At 65.7% G+C, this 23,073-nt stretch carries 18 protein-coding genes; 3 read left to right on the plus strand and 15 right to left on the minus strand.

Translation table 11 applies throughout. From position 1 onward, the window contains the following. Position 1: 1 nt before the first annotated feature. The gene (locus tag ACUJB0_RS01145) at positions 2-1,186 is read left to right on the plus strand and encodes a hypothetical protein (RefSeq protein WP_444843583.1); all 1,185 of its coding nucleotides are present in this window, start codon (positions 2-4) and stop codon (positions 1,184-1,186) included. Here ACUJB0_RS01145 and ACUJB0_RS01150 read toward each other — a convergent pair. The 13 genes from ACUJB0_RS01150 to ACUJB0_RS01210 are packed head-to-tail and all read right to left on the minus strand — an operon-like array spanning position 1,183 to position 18,316. Then, entirely contained in the window at positions 1,183-1,929 is a 747-nt protein-coding gene (locus tag ACUJB0_RS01150; RefSeq protein WP_444843584.1) for a class I SAM-dependent methyltransferase, read from the minus strand. The genes ACUJB0_RS01145 and ACUJB0_RS01150 overlap by 4 nt on opposite strands. Before the next feature lie 13 nt (positions 1,930-1,942). Beyond that, complete coding sequence (locus tag ACUJB0_RS01155) at positions 1,943-4,405, minus strand: glycosyltransferase (protein WP_444843585.1); 2,463 nt, start codon at positions 4,403-4,405, stop codon at positions 1,943-1,945. Next, positions 4,402-5,610, minus strand: a complete 1,209-nt coding sequence (locus ACUJB0_RS01160) for a TIGR04063 family PEP-CTERM/XrtA system glycosyltransferase (protein ID WP_444843586.1) — start codon at positions 5,608-5,610, stop codon at positions 4,402-4,404. Before ACUJB0_RS01160 ends, ACUJB0_RS01155 begins: the two co-directional genes overlap by 4 nt. A 2-nt stretch (positions 5,611-5,612) precedes the next feature. Continuing rightward, on the minus strand, positions 5,613-7,538 hold the full coding sequence (locus ACUJB0_RS01165; protein ID WP_444843587.1) for an XrtA/PEP-CTERM system amidotransferase: 1,926 nt from the start codon (positions 7,536-7,538) through the stop codon (positions 5,613-5,615). A gap of 2 nt (positions 7,539-7,540) precedes the next feature. After that, on the minus strand, positions 7,541-8,716 hold the full coding sequence (locus ACUJB0_RS01170) for a TIGR03088 family PEP-CTERM/XrtA system glycosyltransferase (RefSeq protein WP_444843588.1): 1,176 nt from the start codon (positions 8,714-8,716) through the stop codon (positions 7,541-7,543). Then, positions 8,700-10,259: an exosortase A gene (gene xrtA / locus ACUJB0_RS01175; RefSeq protein WP_444843589.1), complete on the minus strand. Its 1,560-nt coding sequence runs from the start codon at positions 10,257-10,259 to the stop codon at positions 8,700-8,702. Before xrtA ends, ACUJB0_RS01170 begins: the two co-directional genes overlap by 17 nt. Next, on the minus strand, positions 10,256-11,467 hold the full coding sequence (locus ACUJB0_RS01180) for a TIGR03087 family PEP-CTERM/XrtA system glycosyltransferase (protein WP_444843590.1): 1,212 nt from the start codon (positions 11,465-11,467) through the stop codon (positions 10,256-10,258). The genes xrtA and ACUJB0_RS01180 overlap by 4 nt, the downstream gene beginning before the upstream one ends. Before the next feature lie 22 nt (positions 11,468-11,489). Then, a complete protein-coding gene (locus tag ACUJB0_RS01185; protein ID WP_444843591.1) occupies positions 11,490-12,497 on the minus strand; it encodes a FemAB family XrtA/PEP-CTERM system-associated protein in 1,008 nt (335 codons plus the stop codon). Between the two features lie 5 nt (positions 12,498-12,502). Then, positions 12,503-13,351, minus strand: a complete 849-nt coding sequence (locus ACUJB0_RS01190) for an XrtA system polysaccharide deacetylase (RefSeq protein WP_444843592.1) — start codon at positions 13,349-13,351, stop codon at positions 12,503-12,505. Next, positions 13,336-14,490, minus strand: a complete 1,155-nt coding sequence (gene wecB / locus ACUJB0_RS01195; protein WP_444843593.1) for a non-hydrolyzing UDP-N-acetylglucosamine 2-epimerase — start codon at positions 14,488-14,490, stop codon at positions 13,336-13,338. The genes ACUJB0_RS01190 and wecB overlap by 16 nt, the downstream gene beginning before the upstream one ends. Positions 14,491-14,502: 12 nt before the next feature. Beyond that, a complete protein-coding gene (locus ACUJB0_RS01200) occupies positions 14,503-16,032 on the minus strand; it encodes a TIGR03016 family PEP-CTERM system-associated outer membrane protein (RefSeq protein WP_444843594.1) in 1,530 nt (509 codons plus the stop codon). After that, complete coding sequence (locus tag ACUJB0_RS01205; protein WP_444843595.1) at positions 16,016-16,780, minus strand: XrtA-associated tyrosine autokinase; 765 nt, start codon at positions 16,778-16,780, stop codon at positions 16,016-16,018. The genes ACUJB0_RS01200 and ACUJB0_RS01205 overlap by 17 nt, the downstream gene beginning before the upstream one ends. Before the next feature lie 9 nt (positions 16,781-16,789). After that, entirely contained in the window at positions 16,790-18,316 is a 1,527-nt protein-coding gene (locus ACUJB0_RS01210) for an XrtA system polysaccharide chain length determinant (RefSeq protein WP_444843596.1), read from the minus strand. A 156-nt stretch (positions 18,317-18,472) separates the two neighbouring features. Here ACUJB0_RS01210 and ACUJB0_RS01215 point away from each other — a divergent pair, with 156 nt between their 5' ends. Then, positions 18,473-19,084: an XrtA/PEP-CTERM system exopolysaccharide export protein gene (locus ACUJB0_RS01215; protein ID WP_444843597.1), complete on the plus strand. Its 612-nt coding sequence runs from the start codon at positions 18,473-18,475 to the stop codon at positions 19,082-19,084. A 120-nt stretch (positions 19,085-19,204) separates the two neighbouring features. Further along, a complete protein-coding gene (locus ACUJB0_RS01220) occupies positions 19,205-19,948 on the plus strand; it encodes an N-acyl amino acid synthase FeeM domain-containing protein (protein ID WP_373997047.1) in 744 nt (247 codons plus the stop codon). On the opposite strand, the gene ACUJB0_RS01225 is transcribed toward ACUJB0_RS01220, so the two are convergent. Both ACUJB0_RS01225 and ACUJB0_RS01230 read right to left on the minus strand, forming a co-directional pair. After that, complete coding sequence (locus ACUJB0_RS01225) at positions 19,949-20,704, minus strand: S1 family peptidase (RefSeq protein ID WP_444843598.1); 756 nt, start codon at positions 20,702-20,704, stop codon at positions 19,949-19,951. After that, complete coding sequence (locus tag ACUJB0_RS01230; RefSeq protein ID WP_444843599.1) at positions 20,698-23,058, minus strand: hypothetical protein; 2,361 nt, start codon at positions 23,056-23,058, stop codon at positions 20,698-20,700. The genes ACUJB0_RS01225 and ACUJB0_RS01230 overlap by 7 nt, the downstream gene beginning before the upstream one ends. Positions 23,059-23,073 lie beyond the last annotated feature (15 nt).

Consider the following 23,073-nt stretch of genomic DNA (forward strand, 5'->3'; position numbering starts at 1 on the left):
CATGGATCCCCATCCAGGCGCCGAATGGCGTAACTATGTCGGCATCTTTTGCGCCAGCTGTGCGCTGGTGACGGGTGCGGTGACCGTGCTGAACTATCAAGTCGATCCCTACCTGACGCATCAATGGCAGACGCCGTCCGTCCAGCGCCTGCGGCCTGGGCGCGAAAAGCTCAGCGCCTGGGGCAAGACTTATGCGCTGGCCAAATTCAAGCCGGCGGTGCTGTACGTCGGAAACTCGCGCACGGAATTGGGACTGCCGACGCGCGCACCGGTGTTCGCCGGCCAAGATGTGTTCAACGGGGCGCTGTCCGGCGCGTCGCTGGCTGACGCGATGGACATGGCTCGCCATGCGGTCCACGTCGGGCATATAAAAACTTTGGTCTGGGGCATGGACCCGCCGTCGTTCTCCATGGAGATCGGCAACACCGACTTCAACCGCGAATTGGTGGCGGAAGGTCCGTTGTATTTGTGGCGGCGTGGTCTGTTGGACGCCCGTCGCGCGCTGGCGTTCGACATGACGGCCGATTCAATCCGCCTGCTGCGCGGCACCCTGGGCCGCGATTGCCGGTCCAGCCTGGCGTTCTACGGTCAGCGGGATGACGCTTGCGTGCGGGATCGTATCGAAAGCCTGGGCGGGACCGGGGCGGTGATCATTCCCCGTGTGCGCGAGTATCTGCGGGGCGAGGGGCCGACTGCCGAGGCGTTGACGGCGTTGCAGCGCAGCTTGGCCGGCTTGTGCGCTGCCGGCACCAGCATCCGCCTGTACCTCAATCCGACCCACGCGATGACCGCCGATGCCTTGTACTGGGCGGGCAAGTGGCCGGCACTGGAAACATGGCAGCGCGCCCTGACGCAATTGGGGCAGCACCAGCGGGCGGCTGGCTGCGACATTCGCGTCTTCGACTTCTCGGGCTTCAACAGCGTGACGACCGAGGCCATACCGCAGGTGAGCCACAGGTCGTCGATGCAATATTACTGGGAGACGTCGCATTACCGCAGCAACGTGGGGGCGATGATCTTGGCAAGGATGTACGGCGTTGGCGATGCCCCGCGGGACTTCGGCGTCGAATTGCTGCCTGACACCGTGGACAGCCATCTTGCCGTAATGCGTCTCGCGCGCGACCGCTATCATCTCGAGCATCCCGATGAAACCCGCCTGGTGCGGGCGGTGGTGGCCGAGCGTTAATCCTTGCGCATCAGCGCGCAGCCTTTTTCGCAGCCTTGCGAGGAGTACGCCAGCGCCGGAAAATCCTGCCGCCAGCGCCGCAGGATGGCTTGTTCGTCGGGGCGCGCGGCATCGTCGAGGTAGACGGCGGCGCCCGGGTTCAAACGAGGGAACAGCAATGGCCCTGCCGGGTAGCGCGCCTGCAAGCGCGTCGCCTGCGGAGGACCGTCGATGACCAGCAAATCCACGGTCAGCAGCGCCGGCAATTGCGCCAGATCGTACCAGGGCCACGATTGGCCGTCGAGGTCGTACGGTGTCAATGGCGCGTCGATGACGATGGCCCAGTCCTGCAGGCCGTGGCGGCGCAGTTGTGCGCGCGTTTGCTCGGCGAAGCCTGCGTCGTGCTCCAGGCTGTAGACACGGCCGGCGCCGTTCAGCTGCATGCAACGCGCCAGCACCACGGTGGAGATGCCGCTGCTGCATTCCAGCACCGTCGCGTGTTTCAGGTCCCGCGCGTGGCGTGCGACTTCCAGCAGGAAATCAGGGGAGGCCGCCCAGCCGCGCGTCGGCGGCAGGCTGTGCTTGAGGTCGAGCTCGATGTAGAGGCCTTGCAGGGCTTCCAGTTGGCGGAACAAGCCGGTCTGGTCGTTGCGGGTCTGGTCGCGCAGGTCGTACAGCAGCACGTGCACGCGGCGCAGTTTGTGCAGGGTGTGTAGCGAAACCGCCAGAAGCAAGGCGATCGCGGTATAGGCGAGGATGGGCATGTCGGCTCCTGGTTCAGTTGGTCGCTACCTTGCTGATGACGTAACGGTGCTTGCCGGAAGCTTCCGCCGGGATTTCCGTGACTTCTTCGATCACGATGTCCACCGAGGCTCCCAGACGCGCGCGAAACTTGGTGATGATGTCGATCCGCAAGGATGGCGGCAGGCCGCTGACGCTCACCAGCAGCACGCGCGTGATGTCCAGGCTTTCCTGGATGATCTTGAAGGCGCGTATCTGTGGCAGGTCGCGCAGCACGTAGATCAGCGCCAGACCGTGCATGACGGTGCCATCGCGCGCGACCACGAAATCGGTGACGCGGCCTTCCACGCGTTTCAGCAGGGGCAGGCCTCGGCCGCAGACGCAGGGGCGGGTGTCGAGCGCGCCTACGTCGCCGGTGGCGTAGCGGATGAACGGAAAGTCGCCGCTGGCGAGATGGGTGACGACGATGGCGCCGTTTTCGCCCGGCGCGACCGGCACGCCCTGCGGATCGACAATTTCCAGGATGACGTCCTCTGCGGTGATGTGCAGGCCGCCTTCCGGACATTCGTGGGCGAGGAAGCCGGCGTCGCGCCCGCCGTAGCCGTTGGCGACCGGGGCGCCGAATGTCTGCTCGAGCAAGCTGCGTTGTTCCTCATAGAGCCGTTCGGCGGTGACGAACACGACTTTGATGCCCAGCCGGTCCAACCGGATTTGCTTTCCTTGCGCGTGCCGCGCCAGCACGCACAGGGCCGACGGGTAGCCGAACAGCATGGCGGGCCGCAGTCGCTGCAGCTTGCTCAGGTAGTCGTCCAGGCGGGCGGGCGACAGGTCGAACGCCGGTAGCAGCAGGCTGCGCAGCATGCGGTCGCGCCGCGTGCGCCAGCGGTCCTGGGCGTTGAGCTCGATTGGCGATCCCCACATCAACGCTTCGGGATCTCCGATGTCGACGCCCCACCAGCGGGTGGCGCGCCATTTGGCGGCCACGTCGTGACTGACCCGCGCCTTGCCTTGGAAGAAGATCAGCGGCTCGCCGCTGGAACCGCCGGTGTTGAAGCGCTGCAGCGGTCCGGCGTTGTCGGCGATGAAGTCGGCCCGATGGCGGTTGATGTCGGCCTTGGTCAGGATGGGCAGGCGGCTCAGTTGGCGCAGGTCGCGGACGCGGGTGGCGTCGAAGTCGAGCCTGGCATAAAGCTGGCGGTAGTACGGCACATGTTCTGACGCGTGCAGCAGCAGCGCGCGCAGCCGGGTCAGCTGCAGCGATTCCAGTCGGGACTGCGGCCACCACTGGGTCTGTTCCATGCGCCTCCGCAACGCCACGCTGGTGTGCCGCTTGAGCAGTTCGTGCAGCGGAAACAGCAGCCGGGAGACCAGGGCCGTGTAGCCGGATGCGGGCGGGCGCCTGAGTACGCGCCGGTATTGCGCCGTCAGCAAGGGGGCGACTTGGCGCCAGGCGTAGCGTTGCGTCTCGGCCAGCCCGGCCCGGGCCAGCGCCCGCGCGCGCTCCGGGGATTGCAGCACGGCCAGCATGGCCTGGGCCATGGCTTCGGGGTCGCGCGGCGGCACCAGCACGGCGTTGACCTGGTCGCGCACCAGATACGGTATCCCGCCCACGTCCGTGCTGACGACCGGCACGCCGCTGGCCCAGGCTTCCAGGATGGAGTTCGGCATGTTGTCGGCCAGGCTGGCGTTGAGCGCCAGATCGCTCTGGCGATAGAGCGTGGCCATTGTGGAGTTGTCCAGCCTGCCGGTGAAGTGCAGCGCCTGACCCAAGTCCAGGTCCCGCGCCAGTTGCTGCAATCTGCCCAGCTCCGGGCCTTCGCCGCAGAGGGTCATGTGGGCGTGCGGCAGGCTGCGGCGGACAATGGCGAAGGCCTTCAAGGCCGTTGCCTGGTCGTACAGCGGTTCGAGGTGGCGGGCGACCAGGATGGCGGCGTGCGGCGGGGCGTCGGCCGGCGGATGGAATCGTGCCAAGTCGATGACGTTGGGGACGATTTGCGCGTTCATGCCGTGCAGCGTGAAGACTTCGGCGAGGAAGGCGGACGGCACGATCAGCGCGTCGACGTGGCACATGCTCCAGCGGACCAGCGCCGCGCTGCGGTTGAGAAAATCCATCGCTTCGCCGCCGCGATAGTTGACCAGTACGCCCCTGCCGCGCAGGCGGGCGATCCAGATCGCCGGCGCGGCGTGCAAGTGCCACGACCAGCCGGAATGGGCCATGACATGCAGCAGCTGCGCCCGCCCCGCAGCCCGCCACAAGCGCCACAGATAGGGCGGCAGGCGGGCGGCGCCGCGCACACCGCGCAGCGAGGCCAGCCAGGCCGGCTGGACCGGGTTGACCTGCACCAGTTCGACCTCTGCGCCGGCCTCGCGCAGCAGCCGGGCCAGTTGCACGGTTTGATTGGCGATGCCGCCATCGGGCGGCGGCAAAGGGCCGACCAGGGCGATGCACAGTCCGGCGATGTCCACCGGCCGCGTGGTTTGAGGGGGCGGGCCGTTCATGGCGGCGGCGCGACCAGGCGCTGGTAGACGGGAATGTAGCGGGCGACGCAGGCCGGCCAGTTGCGCTCGGCTTCCACGAAGGCGCGGGCCTGCCTGCGCAGCGCCGGCCAGGTGTCGGCATGGTGAACCAAGTGCAGGACCTGTGCCGCCAGCGCCTCGGCGTCGCCGGCTTTGAAGAGGAGGCCGGTCTTGCCGTGCTCGATCAGTTCGCGGTGGCCGCCGACGTCCGACGCCACCACCAGGCGCCCCTGCGCCATGGCTTCCAGCGGCTTGAGCGGCGTGACCAGCTCGGTCAGGCGCATCGGCAGGCGTGGATAGACCTGGATATCGGTGAGCTGGTAGTAGTCGCCGATCAGTTCCTGCGGCACGCGTCCGGTGAACTTGACGCTGGCGCGCAGATCCAGCGCATCCACCAGCGCATGCAGTTCGGCCTCCTGCGGGCCGCCGCCGACCAGCAGCAGTTGCGTCGAGGGTGCGTCGGCCAGCAGGCGGGGCATGGCGGCGATCAACAGTGCCAGGCCCTCGTAGGCGTAGAACGAGCCGACGAAGCCCAGCACGGGACCGCCGGTCAGGCCCAGGCTGTGGGCCAATTTGTCCCGTGACGGCGTGACCGCCGCGAAGCGCTTGCCGTCCACCGCGTTGGGGATGACGGTGACCTTGCTGGCGGGGATGCCCCGGGCGACGATGTCGTCGCGCAGGCCTTGCGATATGGTGGTGATGGCGTCGGCGCGGCGAAGCACGTGGCTTTCCAGCGCGCGCGTGAGCCGGTAGCGGATGCCACCGGGGCGGCTGGTGCCGTGGTCGGCCGCGGCGTCCTCCCAGAAGGCGCGGATTTCGTAGACCACGGGTATGCCCAGCGCCCGTCCCACGCGCAGTGCGGCGACGGCGTTGAGCGCGGGCGAGTGCGCGTGCAGTATGTGCGGCTTGCATCGGATCGCGATCGGCAGCAGGCGCTGCTGCAGGCCCACGACCACGGACCATTGGCGCAGCACGGGCAGGCCGGACCACCAGCGCCGCAACGCCGGCGTGCGGAAGAAGTGCCAGCCGTCGATGTCCTGCTGGTCCGGGGCGCCGCCGTGCTTGGCGCTGGTCAGGTGGATGGTGTGCCAACCCAGCTTGCGTTGCTGGCGCAATATCTCCAGCGTGCGGAAGGTGTATCCGCTGTGCAGCGGCAGCGAATGGTCGAGGATGTGGAGCACGCGCATGATCAGGCCGCCTGTCGCACCAGCTTGCGCGGCGCGGCCACCGGCAGTTGGCGCAGGAAGGATTCGAACATCATCAGGGACCAGAGCGGCGCGCTGTGATCGCTGCGGCCGGACAGATGCTGCGCCAGCAGCGTTTGCATGTGGTCGAGGTTGAACATGCCGCAGTCGGCCAGCACGGGGCTGCGCAAGCTGTTTTCAAGCTGGCGCCGCAACGGGCCGCGTAACCAGCCGGCCAGCGGCACCGAGAACCCCATCTTGTCGCGGTACAGAAGCTCATCCGGCAGGTGGGGTTCGAGCGCGCGCTTGAACAGGTATTTGCCGGTGCCGCCGCGCAGCTTCAATTCTGGAGGCAGGCTGGACATCCATTCGACCAGTTGGTGATCCAGCAACGGCACCCGGACCTCCAGGCCATGGGCCATGCTGGCGCGGTCGACCTTGGTGAGGATGTCGCCGGGCAGGTAGGTCTTCAGGTCGAGGTACTGTATGCGGGAGAGAGCATCGTCGGCCGGGCATCGCCGGGCGTGCCGTTGCAGCACCTCGCGTGCGTGGTAGCCGGCCAGTTCGCGCTTGAGCTTGTTGCTGAACAGGGCGCCGCGCAGCTGGTCGCTCATGATGCTGACGCTGTGAAAATACGCCGACACGGAATCGCGGGCCAGCGCCTGGAAGGTTGTCTTGGCACGCAGCGGGCGGGGCGCCCAGTCGGCCTTGGGATAGAGGCGGCCCAGCGTGCCGAACAGCGGGCGGCGCAGGCCGGACGGCAGCAGGTTGCGCCAGCGTTCCTCGTGCAGGTGCCAGCGGTAGCGGCGGTAGCCGGCCAGGTTCTCGTCGCCGCCGTCGCCGGACAGGGCCACGGTCACGCGCTGGCGCGCCAGCTGGCAGACCCGATAGGTTGGCAGGGCGGAGCTGTCGGCGTAGGGTTCGTCGTACAGGCCGGCAAGGCGGTCGACCAGGCTGATGTCGTGCTGCTCGACGCTTTGCGCGTGGTGCTGGGTGGCGTAGCGTTCGGCCACCATGCGCGCGTAGGGCGATTCGTCGAATTGCGGGTCGCCGAAGGCAATTGAACAGGTGGTGACGGGGGCTTTCGATTCCAGCGCCATCATGGCCACCACGGCGCTCGAATCGACGCCGCCGGACAGGAAGGCACCCAGCGGCACCTCGGCCACCAAGCGGATGCGGACCGCCTCGCGCAGGCGCGCCAGCAGCTCGTCGGCGGCCTGGGCCTCGCTGGTGGGGGCGCGCACGGCGAACGGGATGTCCCAGTACTGGCGCGGCGCCGACGGCGCCTGGCCTTTGCGCAGCAGCAGCGTGTGTCCCGGCGGCAGTTTGCGGATCTGGTGGAAGATGGTGCGCGGCTCCGGGATGTAGCCGTAGGCGAAGTAGTCCTCGACAGCCAACGGGTCGAGATCGCGCCGCAGTCCTTCGTGGACCAGCAGCGCTTTCATTTCCGAGGCGAACAGCAGCTGGCCGTCGTCCAGCAGCGCGTAGTGCAGCGGCTTGACGCCAAGGCGGTCGCGCGCCAGCAGCAGCGACTGCTGGCGCCGGTCCCACAGCGCGAAGGCGAACATGCCGCGAAAGTGCTCGACGCAGCGCTCGCCCCATTGCTCCCACGCGTGGACGATGACCTCGGTGTCGCAGTGGGTGCGGAAGGTGTGGCCGAACTGCTGCAACTCGCGCATCAGCGCCGGGTAGTTGTAGATCTCGCCGTTGTAGACCACCACCACGCTGCGGTCTTCGTTGAACAAGGGCTGCTGGCCGCCGCCCAGGTCGATGATGGACAGGCGGCGGTGGCCCAGCCCCAGGCCAGGTTCGTGGTGGGTGCCGCCCTGGTCCGGGCCACGGTGGAATTGGCGGTCGGTCATGGCTTGCAGCAGGCCGGCGTCGATGTCGGCATGGCGGTGGAGGTCGAAGATTCCGGCGATGGCGCACATGGCTATCCTTTCATCGGTCGCGTTGGGGCGGCGAGGGCGTCGTAGACCGCCAGGTAGGCGTCGGCCATCGCGTTCAGGCTGTATTCGGCCAGCACCCGGCGCCGGCCGCGCTGGCCGTGGCTGACAGCCAGCGCGGGCAGGCGGTAGTAATCGTTGATGGCGTCGGCCAGCATGGTGGGCGCGTTCGGGGGCACCAGTGTGCCGGTCCAGCCGCTGCGGACCAGATCGGGATTGCCGCCGACCGCCGTCGCCACCACTGGCAGGCCGGTGGCCATCGCCTCCAGGATGGTGTTGGACATGCCCTCGGCCAGCGACGGCTGGACGAACACGTCCATCGCGCGCATCAGTTGCGGAATATCGTCGCGGTTGCCGGGCAGCCAGGCCAGCTCGTCCATGCCGGCCTGATGCAGCAGGTCCAGGCAGGCCTGGCGACATGGACCGTCGCCGGCGATCAGCAGGCGCACGCGGTCGCGCGGCAGCGCGTGCTCGGCGACCAGCAGGATGAACGCCTGCACCAGCGTCAGATGGTCCTTGACCTCGGCCATGCGGCCCACGCTGCCGATGACGAAGGCGTCTTCGCACAGGAAGCCGTCGGGGCCGATTGCGGCCGGCGGGCCGAGGCGCGGGTGGAACTGCAAGCTGTCGACACCGTTGCAGATTTGGGTGACGCGTTGCGGGCGCGCGCCGATGGTGCCGATCAGCCAGGTCTCCAGGTCTTTGCTGACCGCGATGAAGTGGCCGATCAGCGGACGCAGCAGCTTGCGCAGCAGGCGGTATTTGCGGCTCAGGCCGTGGAGGTCGTCCATGTCGCGCCCATGCTCGCCGTGCACGCGCAGGCGCACGCCGGCCACCGCCGCCAGCAACTGGCCCTCGATGCCGGACAGGTTGCGGGTGTGGATCATGAGCGGATGTAAGCGTTTCAGGGTCTGGAACAGCCGCAGGTAGTGCGCCCAGTCCTTGCCCTCGCGCTTGTTGATGCTGATGATTTCAACCCCGGGCCGCTGGATGCGCAGGTGATAGTCGCTGTAGTCGCGCAGGCAGACGATGGCGTGCCGGTAGCGGTCCGGCGGCAGGTGGTTGATCAGGTTGATCAGGCCGTTCTCCAGGCCGCCCACGTCGAGGCGCTGGATCAGGTGCACGATCAACGGCGTGGCGGGCGGGTCATTGTCCGGCGACATGGGCGAGTCCTTGTTCAATGGCGGGCAGCATGGCGGACAACAGGCTTTGCATGGCGTCGGCAGCCTGCTCGGGGCGCTCATCGTAGCGGCTTGCCAGGACGATCTCGGCGCCGCTGTCGTCCAAGCCCAATAGCTTGTCGCGGGCCAGCAGCAGCTTGAGCAGCAACGGGCTGCTGGTGTCGTGTTCCGCCTGCCGGTACCAGCGCCAGACCAGTAGCTTGGTGTCGCCGGCCTGGACGGTCGACTGTCTGATTTCAATGCTGTGCTGGCCGTAATGTATGCGGCGGCTCGCGTCCGCTATTTCTTTCCACGGCAGTCCGGTTTGCGGGGCGTTCCAGACCTGGGCCGACAATTCGTTGCCCTTCGATTGGTGGCGGTACCAGGTCAGTTGTAGCGAGACCAGATGTGCACCGTCGCGATAGTTGGCGGCCCAGCGCTGCGGTGTGCCCGCGTGGCGGACGTGCCAGTCGCTGTCGCGCAGGTCGCTGGCGCGCCATGGTCCCGGCGGTGGCGCGAGTGCGAGCGGGGTTTCCGGGGGCGCGGCGTCAGCCGGCGTCCGCAGTGCGAGATAGGCCAGCGCCGGCCAGACGGCCAGGGTGACCAGGCCTGTCAGTGCCGCTCTGGTGAAGGCGGCAGGGGGCGCGACCGACGCGCGGGAAGCCGGCGTGGCTTGTTTCGCGGGGAGCACGTCGCGCCAGCGCGCGCCGACCCAGAACATCGAGGTCGCGACCAGGCCGAAGAACAACCAGCCATAGATCAGATGGTCGATGCCGACCGCCAGCGTCATGTTGCTGTAGTGCCCGATCAGCACGATCAGGAAGGCGCGCGCACCGTTGGCGACGATGGGCAGGATCAGCGACACGGCAACGAACGCCAGCTGGCGGCCGCGGCTGTGGTAGCTCAGGTGGGCGTAGAGCGTGCCCAGCGCGAACGAGGCGATCAGGTAGCGCAGGCCGCTGCACGCTTCCTCCACCGACCAGTTGCCGCTGGGTAGAGACAACAGATTGTTATCGCGGAACACGGGGATGCCAGCCAGCTGCAAGGCGCCGACCGTGAAGCTGGAAGTGAAGTCGATCAATGGCGAAATGAGCACTTCGCCGAACGGGACGGAAAGCAGCAGGTAGGCCAGCGCGAAGGTGATGGCGCGCGCGTAGGACCAGCCCAGCACCAGGGCGACCAGCGCCGCCACCATCAGCACCAGGCTGTATTGCTGCAGGACGGGGACGTTGGCCACGGCGGCAAGCAGCCACAGCAAGCCCAGCGCCGCCAGCGGCAGCAACATGAACGGCGAGGGACGGAGCGCGCACCCGGCCAGCCGGGCGCGCTGCCGCCACACCAGCCAGACGCTGACGGGCGCCACCACCAGGCCGTGGGCGAAGGTTTGCGAATGCCACCACAGACCGGCCATCGCCGCGACGGTAGGCCAGTGCAAGGCCAGCAGGCCAGCGAGCGCCAGCAGCAGACAGGCATAGGCCCAGCGCCCGGTCGGGTTGGCTTGCGGCTCGACCGCCGGTAGCGGCAGGGGGGACAGCGCGGCGCTCATGGCGCAGGCTCCGGTTGCGCACTGGCCGCCGCGGAGACGTAGAGCACGTCGCCGAGCCGCTCCAGGTTGCGCTCCCACTGATAATCATGCAGCACGCGCTCGCGGGCCGCCGTTCCGAGCGGCTGCGGTGCTTGCAATTGCTCGCTGATGCGCCGGATGAATTCGATGGCGGTGGCGGCGCAGATCAGGTCTTGCCCCGGGACGGCAGACAGTCCTTCGAGCGCTTGCGGCGTCGCCACAACGCTCTTTGCCATGGCCATGGCTTCCAGGATCTTGTTCTGGATGCCGCGCGCGATCTGCAGCGGCGCCACGGCCAGCGCCGCGTGTTGTAGGTAGGGGCGGATATCGGGCACCGTGCCGCTGACGTGGATGCCCGGAAGCCGCGCCAACATCCTTACTTGGGGATCTGGCCGTGCGCCGACGATGTGGAATTGCAGGTTGGGGAAGCGCAGCCGCAGGGCCGGCATGACCCGCTCCGCCATCCAGACCACGGCTTCGATATTGGGGGGGTAGTCCATGGCCCCGGTGAACACCAGCGCGCGGGCGCCGTGGTAGGGGTCCGGCACGCCGGGCTGCGGCGCGAAGTAAGCGGTGTCGACGCCGTTGCTGAAATATCCGGTCTTGTGTCCTGATTCGGGCGCGCGTAGCCGGAACAGCTCGGCTTCCGCGCGGGAGACCAGCAGGACCTGGTCGTAGCCGCGGGCAGCGGCCCGTTCGAATTCCAGCAGGTTGCGGCCTTCGCGCCGGTACAGCGATGACATCGGCCAACGCCGGTGGTCGGCGTAGTTCTGCCATTTTTCGGAATCGACATCGACCAGGTCCAGCACGCGGTGCAAGGGTCCGCGCGCGGTGCGGGCCGGCAGGTATTGTGCCATGGGGCCGGAAAAAGCCAGGGCGGTGTCGATACGGTGTTGCGCCAGCGTGTCGCGCACCCAGTCGCGCATTGCCCGGTGGTGATAGTAGGCGACGCTGAGCGACTCGCCGCGCCACAGCGCCGGGACGCTCGACAGCCGCGCCAGGCGTGGGCGCAGGCGGACGAAAAGGGCGCTGGCGCAGCCGGTGGCCAGTTGCCTGGTATATTGCTGGTCGGCCGGATCGTCGATGAAGGTGCCCAGATGAACGCGGAAGTGGCGTTGCAGGTAGCGCAGCACGTTGTAGGCGCGTATCTTGTCGCCCTTGTTGGGCGGGAAGGGGATGCGATGCGTCAAGTACAGCAGGTCGCGCATGGCATTACCCCAATTGCCGCACGATGTGCGGCCCGATCGTGTTCGCCAGCGACAACGGCATCAGCCGCCAGGCGCGTATCAGCAACTGCAGGCGCGGATTCAAGGGTTGCATGTCCTTGAGCCGCTTGGCGCGATGCAGCTGGTAGTCGTAGCGCAGCGGCTGCGGCTCGAAGCCCCAGTTCTTTTTGAAGTGGAAGGCGCCGGTGCCGTATTTGCTGCGGCCGAAGTCGAACAGCTTGCGGCCGCGGTCGGCGGCGCGGCGCATCACTTCCCAGTACATGAAGTCGTTGCCGGCGCAGGCGCGGGCCGCGTCGCCTCCGCCGCCGTAGTAGGGCAGGATTTCGTCGCGAAAATGGAAGCTCATCACCGAACAGATCGCGCTGCTTCCCTGTTGCACGCTGAGGATTTCGCAGTCGTCGCCGAAGGTGTGCTGCAGAACGCGGAAGTAGCGCCGGTTGAATACCGGCGTGCCGAGGCGGTGCACGCTGGTGGCGTAGTTGGCGTAGAGGCGGTCGCTGTCGGCGTCGATCGTGGCCCGCAGGCCGGCGACCATGCCTTTGCGCACCATGGCGCGCTGCTTGCGCGGGATGGCCTGCAGATTCTGCTCGTTGTCGGCGGCCAGTGGTTTGCGGAAGGTGGCGTACAGCTCCTTGTGCAACCAGTCCGCGTGCCGCGTTTGCAGGTGGCGGTATTCCAGGTGGTCGACCCGCAGGCGGCTGGCGAGCTGCTGCGCGGCTTGGTCGAGCGCGGCGGCCGCGCCTTCGTCCTCGGCGGCGATGCCGCCATAGACGCAGAACGGCAGCGAACACAGCGTGTTGCCGAACAGCCGGCTGTTGACCTGGGCCAGCGGCAGAACGGCCTGGATCCGGCCGGATGACTCGGCATATAAATACCAGGTGGGATGGCCGAAGACGTCTTCCATGATCCGTTGCCAGCCGGCGCGGTGGAAGAACGTGGCATTGGGGCAGCGTTGGACGAAGGCGTCCCAACGCGCGCGGTCATGCGACCCCATTTGTCCTATGCTCCACTGCATCGTGCATTCCCAAGAAAGATATGGTCGATCCGGCCCCATTCGAAGTCGCGCAGCAGGCGGACGATGCGCCCCTCTGTGCGGTGCAGGTTGAGGTAGTGGCGGAACCTGGTCTTGAAGCCAACGCCGCGCTGCCTGGGCTGGCCGGGATCGAGTTCCCACGGATGAAAATAGAATATGCCAGCTTGGCCGTCGACTGAATTGATGCGCCGCAAGGCCCAGCGCGAGACGGCGTAGGGCAACAGGCGGAAGTAGCCGCCGCCCCCGGCCGGCCAGTTGCGGCCGGCGATGTGGAGCGTGCTGATCGGCAGCTCGAGCAAGCCGGCGTCGCCCCTCGGACGCCATGCGAAACGGGCGCCGTCGGGCATGCCGTAGTGGTCGTGCTGGATGGGATAGATGCTGGAGCTGTAGCGGTAGCCGGCATCGAGCAGGCTGTCCAGCGCCTGCAGATTGCGGGCGCCGATGGAGAAGCTGGGCGCCCGATAGCCGAGCACGGCTTTGCCGGTCAGCTGCTCCAGCAGGTGCTTGCTGCGCCGGATGTCGTCGCTGAATTGCTCGGGCGTCTGTTCGCTGGCGCGCAGGTGGGCATAGCCGTGGCTGGCGAGCTCGTGGCCGCCGTCGGCGATCCGCCGCACCAGCGCCGGGTAGCGCTCGGCGATCCAGCCCAGCGTGAAGAAGGTTGCCTGGGTGTGGTGCTGGTCGAGCAGGGCGAGGATCAGGTCGACGTTGCGCTCGACCCTGCACGGCAGCGTTGGCCAGTCCGCGCGCTTGATGTGGGTGGCGAAGGCCGAGACCTGGAAATAGTCCTCGACGTCGATCGTCAGCGCATTGCGCATCCCGGCTCTCCGTTGATGCTGAGCCAGCGCCCGATATGGCCGGCGATGCGCTCGGCTGCGTGGCCGTCCCAGAAGGTGGGGATGCGTCCGGCCTTGCCGCCGTAGCGCAGGATGTCGCGGCTCAGGGCCAGGATGACGGAGGCGTCGCGACCGGCGATGGCGTTGCTGCCTTCGCTGACGGTGACCGGGCGCTCCGTGCTGTCGCGCAGGGTCAGGCAGGGGATGCCGAGCGCGGTAGTTTCCTCCTGCACGCCGCCGGAGTCGGTCAGCACCAGGCTGGCCTGCTTCATCAGGCCCAGCATGGCGCGGTAGGCTTGCGGCGGCAGGCAGGCGACGCGCGGGGTGTCGAGCAATTTGCCGAGCTCGTAACGTTGCAGCATCGCGCGGGTGCGGGGGTGGAGGGGAAACAGCACCGGCACGTCGTCGCTGAGCTTGACGATGGTCTCCATCAGCATGCGCAGCCGGCGCGGATCGTCGACGTTGGAGGGACGGTGCAGGGTCAGCAGCGCGTAGCGCGTGTCGTGCTGGAGGAAGCCGGCGAGGTTGACCTGGCGCAGCACGTCCAGCACCGGCGTGGCCCGCGCCAGTTCGCGCTGCAGCGTGTCGATCATGACGTTGCCGACGAAGTGGATGCGCGCCGCGGGGATGCCTTCGCGCAGCAGGTTGTTCATGCCGCTGGCCTCGCTGGTGAACAGCAGCGTCGACAGCTGGTCGGTGAGGACGCGGTTGATTTCTTCCGGCATCGCGCGGTCGTAGCTGCGCAGGCCGGCCTCCACGTGCAGCACCGGGATTTGCATCTTGGCTGCGGTCAGCGCGCAGGCCAGGGTGGAATTGACGTCGCCGACCACCAGCACGGCCGACGGTGCGGTCGATTCCAGCACTGGTTCGAAACGCTCCATGACCAGCGCGGTTTGCGCTGCGTGGCTGCCGGAGCCGACCTGCAGCTGAATGTCCGGTGCGCGCATTCCCAGCGTGGTGAAGAAGTCACCGTCCATGTCGGCGTCGTAGTGCTGGCCGGTGTGGACTAGGATGGATTCAATCGGCGTGGCGCAGGCGGCCAGGGCGCGCAGGATGGGCGCCATCTTCATCAGGTTCGGGCGGGCGGCGACGACGCAGGCGATGCGGTGGGGCGTGGACATCTTGGACTCCGTTCAGAAAGCGACAGTGAGCGCGGCACCGATACCGTTTTCACGGTAATCGCCGCCCGCGTTGCTGGTGTGGCGGACATGCCGCAGGTCGACGCTGGCGCTGACCTTGGGCTGCAGTTGATGAGTCAGGGCCAGGGTCAGCACGCTGTTGCGGTCGCTACGTCCGGTGCTCAGCGATTCGGCACGGCTGTGGCTGGCGCCCACGGTGACGCTGCTGCGCGGCGACATGCGCCAGTTCCAGCCGGCCTGGGCGGCGGTCTGGCGCGTGCGGTCTTCCAGCGCCAGTTCGTCCGGCTTCAGGAGAGGGCTGTCGATGGCGCTGCTGCTTTGCGCGGTGCGGCGCGTGCTTGTCAGGCTGAGCGCCAGGGCGCTGCGCGGACTGGTGTAGACGGTGGCCAGTTTCCAGTCTTTCTGCAGGAAGTAGCGATGGCTGAAGAAGTTGACGTTGCCGTCCGGGCCCAGCATCTGGGAAATCAGCAGGAAGACCTTGATGGTCTGCAGCCGGGTCTGCGGATCGGGAATGCGGGTGGCCCACAGCTGGTAGAGGAAATCGCTGAGGCCGGTTGGCTGTATGCGGAGGAACTCGCCGTGCGTGGTGGTGATGTCCTCGTTGTAATTGAGCGACCAGAACATGCTGTGCATCCGGTATTCGGCGTCCAGGCTGTAGGTGTTGCCAAAATAGCGGCGACCGACGCTGGCCGCGACCTTGGTGCGCGGCGATGGCGTCCAGTTGCCGCCGGCCGACCAGTGGCGGCCCTGCGGCTGCGCGCCGCCGGTATAGTAGTCGCTCTTTTCGTAACCGCCGGTGGCCGACAGCGACAGCCGGCTGTTGAGTGGATAGCTTAGCGTCAGCGCGGTGTCGTTCATGGTGACGGGCGGCAGCGCGTTGTCGTCGATGTGCTTGAGGTCCGCGCGCATGTCCCAGTTCCAACCCTGGCCGTCGTTGTCGCCGGTCAGGCGCAGGTTGGTGTCATCGCTGCGCACGCCGAGCAGTCCGCCGCCGGTGACGCGCTGGTAGTCGTAGCGCAGCTGGGCGGTGGCCAGACCGTGGAAATGGTGCTGCAGATAAGGGCTGATGCTGGTCGCGCGTACCGTGCTGCTGTTGGCGGTGACCTGCGTGGCCTCCAGCACTTGGGGACCGAAGGGCGAAATGTTTTGCTGGCTGATACTGGAGCGGGCGTCCAGGTACAGCCAGTCGCGCATCAGGTCGGCATGGCCTTGGGCGTCGAGCTGCTGGGTGCTGCGGTCCGCGCGATGTGTGTAATGGATCTTCTGCAGGGAATAGTCCAGCGCCAGCTTGAGGTGCGGGCCGTCGGTGCTGACGGCGATGCCGGGCGCCAGCTCGGTGGTGAACTCGTCTTGCGCATTGCCGGGCGGGGCCAGGTTCATATTGTTGGTGTAGGATTCCCGCATGCGCAGCGAGGGTACGACGGTCCACTCGGCCGGAATGGCGCAGGCCGGCAGCGACAGCAATACCAGCATGCTCAGTTGATACGGGGCGCCGCGCGGAGCCAGGTTAATCATAATAACCATAGTATTCGCCGCCGGGGAAGGCCTTGCTTTTGTTGTAGATCAGGCTGACATGCGGACACTGCTCGATATGGCGCAGCGCCTCCTTGACCGCGTGCTGGCTGGTAGTCTCGGACTCGACCACCATGACGATCTGGCCCATCTGGGCGGCCAGCACGCTCGCTTCCGTGGTCATCAGCAGCGGCGGCGAGTCGAAGATGACGATGCGGTCGGCGTAGCGCTCGGCGATCTCGGTCAGCAGGCGGCTCATGCTGCGGCTGGCCAACAGCTCGGTGGCGTGCTTGTTGGCCCGGCCGGCCGGCAGGATGCTGAGCGTGGCGACGTTGGTCTTGAGGATCACATCGGAGAGCTCCGTGCGTTCGCGCAGCAGGATGTCCATCAAGCCGGGCTCGGCGGGCATGCCCAAGACCTTGAGGACCGACGGCCGCGCGACATCGGCGTCGACCAGCAGCACCGTGATATCCATCTCCATCGCAATGCTCATCGCCAGGTTGACGGCGCAAAAGGTCTTGCCTTCGCCGGGCAGGGCGCTGGTCACGACGATCAGGTTGCCGTGCCGTAGCGGCGGGACATCACGGTCGCCGCGGGCATTGCGCAGCAGAGGGCGCTTGATGATGCGGAAATCCTCGGCCACGGGGGTGCGGCCGCCGTCATGGGTCACCATGCCGAGCTGGCTCAACCGTTCTAGATTGATCTCGATATGCCGCGGGGCGCCGCCCGGACGGGGCGCATGCTCGGTGTGTTGCTCCATGTGCTACTCCTAGTATCGAAGGGCCGTCGCCGCCAGGACGGCGCCATAGGCCACAAACAGACAGGACAGTGCGGTGCCGAAGGCGTAGCGATCCCGTTTGCGTTTGATTTGCTGGCCCACGGTCCAGGTCATCGACACCGTGCCCAACACCGGCAGGCCGGTGCGTTCGCGCAGCTCGCTGGGGCTGAGGAAGGTGGGGCGCACCTGGCTGATCAGCAAGGCCGCCGCCAAGCCGGTGATCAGCGCGCCGCCCAGCACCAGGCTGGCCAGCAGTACGCGGTTGGGGCCGACCGGCAATAACGGTACGATCGGCGCGTCGATGATCTTGAAGGTCATCATGTCGGTGTTGGAACTCAGTTCGCCGGACAGCTTGGCCGCCTCGCGCCGGCCGATCAGCTTTTCGTAATTGTCCTTGTTGATCAGGTAGTCGCGGTTCAGCTGGGCCAGCTCGGATTCAATTTCCGGCACCGCGTTGGCCTGGGCCAGCAGACGCTGGTGGCGCGCGGCATACTCCTGTACGCGGGCGCTGATGGCGGCCACCTTGGCGTCGGCCTCGGTTTGTGCCACCTTGAGCTGCTGCAGCATCGGGCTGTAGTTCTTGCCTGGGTCACCCGCAGGCTTGAGCTTGCTTTCCTCCACCTTGCGCGCCTCCAGCTGCGCCACCAGGCGCTTGGCGGCGATGATGTCCGGATGGAGTTCGGTGTATTGCATGCGCAAGGCGTCGAGATTCTTGTTCAGGGCGGCGATACGGCCGTCGAGTTCGGGGCTGTCGATGCTGGCCGGATTCAGATCCGCGCCCAACACGGGCTCGTCGCCGCTGATCTGGCTGCGGATGGCGTTGCGCGCCTGTTCGGCTTCCACCAGTTCCAGGCGGGCGGTGTTGAGGGTGTCCGCTGACTGCATCAGCTGGCTGCTGTAGTCGACGCCCTGGCGCGGCAACAGACCGTTGTTCTTTAGCTTGAATTCCTTGACGGCGTTTTCCGCACTGATCAGCTTGTCTTCATATGCCTTGATCTGGTCGTCAATGAACTGCACCGCCTTTTTGGTTTCGCCATTTTTACCCTTGAAACTGCCTTCGACAAAGATGGTCAGCAGGGATTGCACGACGTCGTGCACCAGCTTGGGGCTGCGGCCGTTGTATGTGATGGTGTAGATGTCGTTGGTGCCGGTGCTGCCGATCTTGATCTTGCTCATCAGCTCTTCCAACTGTTGTTCGTGGTCGCGCGCGGTCTTGGTGTTCAGGTCCAGGTCCACCGTGCGTATCACGCGCTCGATGTTCGGACGGCTGAGCAAGGTGCGGCTCATGATGGAGACCTGTTGCTCGACATTGGGTACGCTGGTCATGCCCGCCAGCAGCGGCTTGAGAATGCTCTGGGTGTCCACAAAGATTCGCGCCGAGGTTTGATAATCGTCGGGCAGCAGCGCCACCTTGGTCCAGCCCGCCAGCGCCACCAGCCACATGACGGCGATCGCATACCAGCGATATTTCCATATCCCCTGCAAACTGATTAACAGCTGGCTAATCATCTGCTCCATGTTGCGATTGCTCCATTGGCCTGGGGAAGGTGAAGCTAAATTATATGGCTCGTTATCCGGAATGTTTTCCTAACTTCTCAGTGATTGAGACAGATCAAGCAGCGACGGGCGGCTTTTCTGAATCATGAAAGCTGGACCATTGAAGCGAGATTCGTCATGCATCCACTATTGCGTATTGCCGCCACAGCCTGGCTCTCATTGGTGTTGCTGGCGGGCTGCGCGCACCGCGCCGCGTTGCCGCAGGAAGAACTGTCCGCGCCGCTCGGCGACTATCTGATCGGCGCCGGCGACGTGGTCAACATCAATGTCTGGCGCAATCCCGAGGTCTCCGTGAGCGTGCCGGTCCGGCCGGACGGGAAAATCACCACGCCACTGGTCGAGGACCTGCAGGCGGCCGGCAAGACGTCGACCCAGTTGGCGCGCGATATCGAGAAGGCGCTGGAAAAGTATATCCAGCAGCCGATGGCGACCGTGATCGTGACCAGCTTTGTCGGCCCGTACAACCAGCAGATCCGGGTGATCGGCCAGGCGGCCAAGCCGCAGGCGCTGGCCTACCGGCAGGGCATGTCGCTGATGGACGTGCTGATCGCTGTGGGGGGCATCACCGACTTCGCGGCCGGCAACAAGGCGCAGATCATCCGGACGGTGCGAGGCAACCGGCAGAGCTTGCCAGTACGCTTGCAGGACCTATTGCGTGACGGCGACATTTCTGCCAATGTGGCGGTGCAGCCGGGAGACGTGTTGGTGATCCCGGAAAGCTGGTTCTGAAACGTAAAAATATATTTTGATTGTTGGGGAACTTTCTATCAAAAAGGCAGGTCTGAAGAGCATGAGCCCCAGTTTGCGCTAATTTCGCGACTGGCCGACAGACCTGACAGGATCCCCACCGTGCAATATGACGACGCGATAGTTTCATTTGAAGCCGGTCCAGGCCTGCGCGACCTCGTGGTCGGCGAAGGCACCACCAACAAGGAATTGGACCATACGATAGACCAGCAGATTTTCCATATCCGTATGGCAAACTCGCAGGGCCGCCGCGAAGCGGCCAGCCTGTTGCTCAAAAAGATGTACGGGTGGCGCGGCTACTCGGTCGACCCCAATGCGCCCCATGCGCTCAACAAGATTACGCTGTTTGCCGAGACGGGTGGCCACACCGTGGGTACCATGTCGCTGTGCCTGGACAACGATGAAATCGGCTTGCCTGCCGATGAAAACTTCCGGGACAAGCTTGACGATTTGCGCGCCCAGCACCGCCGCCTCTGCGAACCGTCGCGGCTGGCGATCGACAAGGGTGTATCCAAGCGCGTGTTCGCGGCGCTGATTCATATTTCGTATATTTATGCACATAATATCCACGGCTATACCGACTATGTGATCGAGGTGAATCCACGGCACGTCATGTTCTACAAGCGCATGTTGGGTTTCCGGGATTTTGGCGGCGAGCGGCCGTGCACACGGGTCGGCGCTCCGGCTGTGCTGTTGCGCCTGGAACTGGACTACATGGGCGAACAGATCCGAAAGTTCGGCGGCCTGATGGAGCAACAGACCACGGAGCGCTCGTTTTACCCATACTTCTTCCCGACTTGGGACGAGCCGGGTATCACCGGGCGCCTGATCAACGGGAAAAGTTAGCTAATCCGGTGGCCGCGCCTCAAGGAAACTGGTTGGTATCGCGTAGGCGATGCCGCTGGGCGCGCTGATCGCCGTTTCCTTGAGCCCTTTCACGAACACCATGTTGACGACGCCGATCACCTCCCCGGTGTCGGGATCGAACAGAGGACTGCCGCTGTTGCCGGGATAGGCTGTGCCATCGAGCTGGAACACCAGATAGGGGGACTTTTGCAGCTGGCTCAGCAGCTTGCCGTCGAGCTTGCTCGAACTGAGCGATGGCATGGCCACGGGGGTGATGGCTGAGACCGTACAGCGATGGGTCACCTGGCGCAGCCCCAGCACCATGCCAAGTGGAAATCCCATGAAGGCCAGCGACTTTCCTTCGTGGACTTTGGCGGAATCGCCTAGCTTGAGCGCGGGGATGGGTGCGCCGCGCACACGCAGGCGGGCGAGGTCATGCTCCTTGTCGAGCATCGTGACCGTGGCGGCGCGGAATTGCGAACTGTCGCCCTGACGCACGAGGACGCCCAACATGTCGCCCTGGTCAGTGCGGAGCAGCTCGCTGACCACATGGGCTGCGGTGACGACGGTCAGTCCGTCGTCGATCGCGAAGCCGGAGCCGATAAACGACAAGGCCGGGCTGCGGGTTTTCTGAAAGCTGCCGATGCCGACCACCGAAGGTTTCACCAGTTCGATGGTACGGCTGAGCTCGTCGGCGGTGGCCGGCATCGCCAGGAACATGGCCAGCAGCATGGCACAGTGGAGACGTTTCAGCATGGGGAACTCCTTACAGGCATGGCAGATGGCGCCGCTCGAAGCGCGGAAGCGCACAGCAGCAACATGAAGAGCAGCGTGATGCGTGGGACGTCAAACAGACTGTCGAACAGGCCCACCACTTGAAACGCGACCAGCGCTGCAAGCAGGCCCAGCGCCATGGCCCGCTCGTTGTCGGCGGATGAGCGACGCAGCAATTCCGCCCCCGCGCTGCCGAGCAGTCCGGCGTAGGCCAGCAGGCCAGGCCAGCCCATTTCGAAATACAGGTTCAGGCCGAGGTTTTTGATATGCCAGGGTAAATGATAACGATCGCTGCTGAAGAACCAATAGTCGTTCACCGCTGCAAATGAGCCGTTGCGCACGAGCTCGTGTTGATCGGCCTGCCTGCGCAGGCTGATGTTGTCCAGGTCCAGCATGGCCTGATCGCCCTCAATGGAGAGCTCCAGTTGCACCCGGCGGCTCGACTGGCCAAGCACGCCGGAGGACAACTTGAATTGATACCGCTGCCAAGTCGGCACCGATGGAACTTGGTGCAGGGGCAAGGCGATACAGCCTTGTGGGTAGAGCAATTGGCGTTCGCATAAATCCACGTGAAGGAAAGCCGGAGCACCGTTGTTTCGAACGTCCATGGCCAGCTGGTAGGAGGTATCGGGCCGAACATCGACTACTTGCAGCATACGCAGCATTTCCCCGTAGCCTGCCGGGTACTCGCCTGCAGTCAGCCGAAGGTAGCGGTTGCCGTCCTGGTCCATGTAGCGATAAGTTGGCGGGACCTCATGCCGCTGGTTGCGCCAGAAATACAGCGACGGAAATTTGCCCAAGCCCGCTCCCAACAGCGTGCTACTCCAGTCGTCATCCATCAACTGGAGTGCCTGCCTCCAGTGTTGCACCCGCGTGGACAGGTCGCCCCCGGTTTGGGCAAAGCGTTCGCCGACGAAGTAGCCGTTGTAGACGGGAATGACGGTCGCCAGCACCATCACGCCGGCCATCAACGCGGTCAAGCGATGTGGACTTGGACGCCACAGGGGGCGGCGCAGCAGGAGGTTGACGGCCAGCGGCGACATGGCGATCACTACGACGCCGGCGCTCAAGGCCAAGGTTGCCGGGCCGGCGTGGTGATAGGCGATCCAGGCCGTGTTGACCGACAGCCCCGCCAAAGCCAGCGTGGATAACGGTAGCAAGCGGGCCGGGTGTAGGATGCTCAGCCCGAAAGTCAACGACGAGCACAGGAAGAGCAGATACGGCGTCTTTAACATCGCCCACGGCGGCTCGCTCACCGGCAATATCCAGGCCAGCGCACCCGCGACGAGCGTTCCACAGATCAAACCGCTAGCCGCGACCAGAGGCTTCATGGTGTATGCCGCCGTTATCCAGGCTGCCGCCAGCAGGATCAGAGCCGCGTAGAATCCGCGATAGCCGCTGCTTTCAAATACCGCGTTGAGCACGTACGCGAGCAGCGCAATGCCCATCGCGATGGCCAGCGCCATGCGCCAGCGGCGCCGCAGCAGCCCGCAGTTCCACATTGCCAACAGCATGAGCCCGGCGGTGGCATAGGCCAGATACAGGCCGCGGGAGAACGTGCTCAGTCCGGCATACAGCGCCAGTGGCAACAGCAGCAGCGCGCTTGCCTGGCGCGCCGGCGATCGCTTGCCGAACAACCACGCCGCGAGCAGTGGGGCGCTCATCGCCAGGTAGCCATCCAGCGCCGCACCGCCCGTATGCATGGCGGAAAAGGGGGCGGTGATGCGATAGTCGCTGGCGAAATTGAGCAAGCCGGGAAACTGCCAACGCTCCAGCGTGGCAGCACCTGCCACCAGTCCCAATCCGATCAACATTCCGGGTAGCAGGAAACGCTGCAAGCCCGCCAAGTTCGGGCCGGCCGCTTGCTTTAGGGGCGGCAACAGGACGAATGCCCAGAACCAGGCCTTGCCAACGCGTAGCGCGTTATAGGGGCTGAGATAACTGTTGAAGGAGTTGATGTCGATGGGCGGCAGTGGCTGCAGTCCCCGCCACAGGGCAATCCCGCCGGCACATGCGAGCATTGCCAGACTGATCCGGAACATCGGCGGAAAGCCGGGCCAGGGGCCGTGGGTGTCGAGGTGCCAATAGCAGCAGCCTGCGGTCAACAGGAGCAGCAGGTCGATTTCCTCGATGAAGAACCAGCCGTTATGGGGGGCGAGATCCAGCACCGGAAGCAAGGCGGGCAGGGCCAGCAACCACAGCACGGGGCGCCACCAGAGCAGCGCGCCATACGCCAGCAGGACGGCGGCGAGCCAGCGGTCGTCCTGCGGATAGACAGCGAGCGCCAACAGCAGGCCGCCAAAGAATGCCCACGAAAGCAGGCGTGCGCACAACATGAGGATCTCCCCGCC

It is taken from the genome of Duganella caerulea, from assembly GCF_040362985.1.
Taxonomy (GTDB): Bacteria; Pseudomonadota; Gammaproteobacteria; order Burkholderiales; family Burkholderiaceae_D; genus Rugamonas; species Rugamonas vulcania.

Excerpts from the sequence above, each read along its gene's own strand:
- ACUJB0_RS01185 (WP_444843591.1), bottom strand. The coding sequence starts at position 12,497 with ATGGGGTCGCATGACCGCGCGCGTTGGGACGCCTTCGTCCAACGCTGC.
- ACUJB0_RS01210 (WP_444843596.1), bottom strand. The coding sequence starts at position 18,316 with ATGGAGCAGATGATTAGCCAGCTGTTAATCAGTTTGCAGGGGATATGG.
- ACUJB0_RS01225 (WP_444843598.1), bottom strand. The coding sequence starts at position 20,704 with ATGCTGAAACGTCTCCACTGTGCCATGCTGCTGGCCATGTTCCTGGCG.
- ACUJB0_RS01165 (WP_444843587.1), bottom strand. The coding sequence starts at position 7,538 with ATGTGCGCCATCGCCGGAATCTTCGACCTCCACCGCCATGCCGACATC.
- xrtA (WP_444843589.1), bottom strand. The coding sequence starts at position 10,259 with ATGAGCGCCGCGCTGTCCCCCCTGCCGCTACCGGCGGTCGAGCCGCAA.
- ACUJB0_RS01190 (WP_444843592.1), bottom strand. The coding sequence starts at position 13,351 with ATGCGCAATGCGCTGACGATCGACGTCGAGGACTATTTCCAGGTCTCG.
- wecB (WP_444843593.1), bottom strand. The coding sequence starts at position 14,490 with ATGTCCACGCCCCACCGCATCGCCTGCGTCGTCGCCGCCCGCCCGAAC.
- ACUJB0_RS01155 (WP_444843585.1), bottom strand. The coding sequence starts at position 4,405 with ATGAACGGCCCGCCCCCTCAAACCACGCGGCCGGTGGACATCGCCGGA.
- ACUJB0_RS01160 (WP_444843586.1), bottom strand. The coding sequence starts at position 5,610 with ATGCGCGTGCTCCACATCCTCGACCATTCGCTGCCGCTGCACAGCGGA.
- ACUJB0_RS01170 (WP_444843588.1), bottom strand. The coding sequence starts at position 8,716 with ATGTCGCCGGACAATGACCCGCCCGCCACGCCGTTGATCGTGCACCTG.
- ACUJB0_RS01150 (WP_444843584.1), bottom strand. The coding sequence starts at position 1,929 with ATGCCCATCCTCGCCTATACCGCGATCGCCTTGCTTCTGGCGGTTTCG.
- ACUJB0_RS01145 (WP_444843583.1), top strand. The coding sequence starts at position 2 with ATGGATCCCCATCCAGGCGCCGAATGGCGTAACTATGTCGGCATCTTT.
- ACUJB0_RS01230 (WP_444843599.1), bottom strand. The coding sequence starts at position 23,058 with ATGTTGTGCGCACGCCTGCTTTCGTGGGCATTCTTTGGCGGCCTGCTG.
- ACUJB0_RS01205 (WP_444843595.1), bottom strand. The coding sequence starts at position 16,780 with ATGGAGCAACACACCGAGCATGCGCCCCGTCCGGGCGGCGCCCCGCGG.
- ACUJB0_RS01215 (WP_444843597.1), top strand. The coding sequence starts at position 18,473 with ATGCATCCACTATTGCGTATTGCCGCCACAGCCTGGCTCTCATTGGTG.
- ACUJB0_RS01200 (WP_444843594.1), bottom strand. The coding sequence starts at position 16,032 with ATGGTTATTATGATTAACCTGGCTCCGCGCGGCGCCCCGTATCAACTG.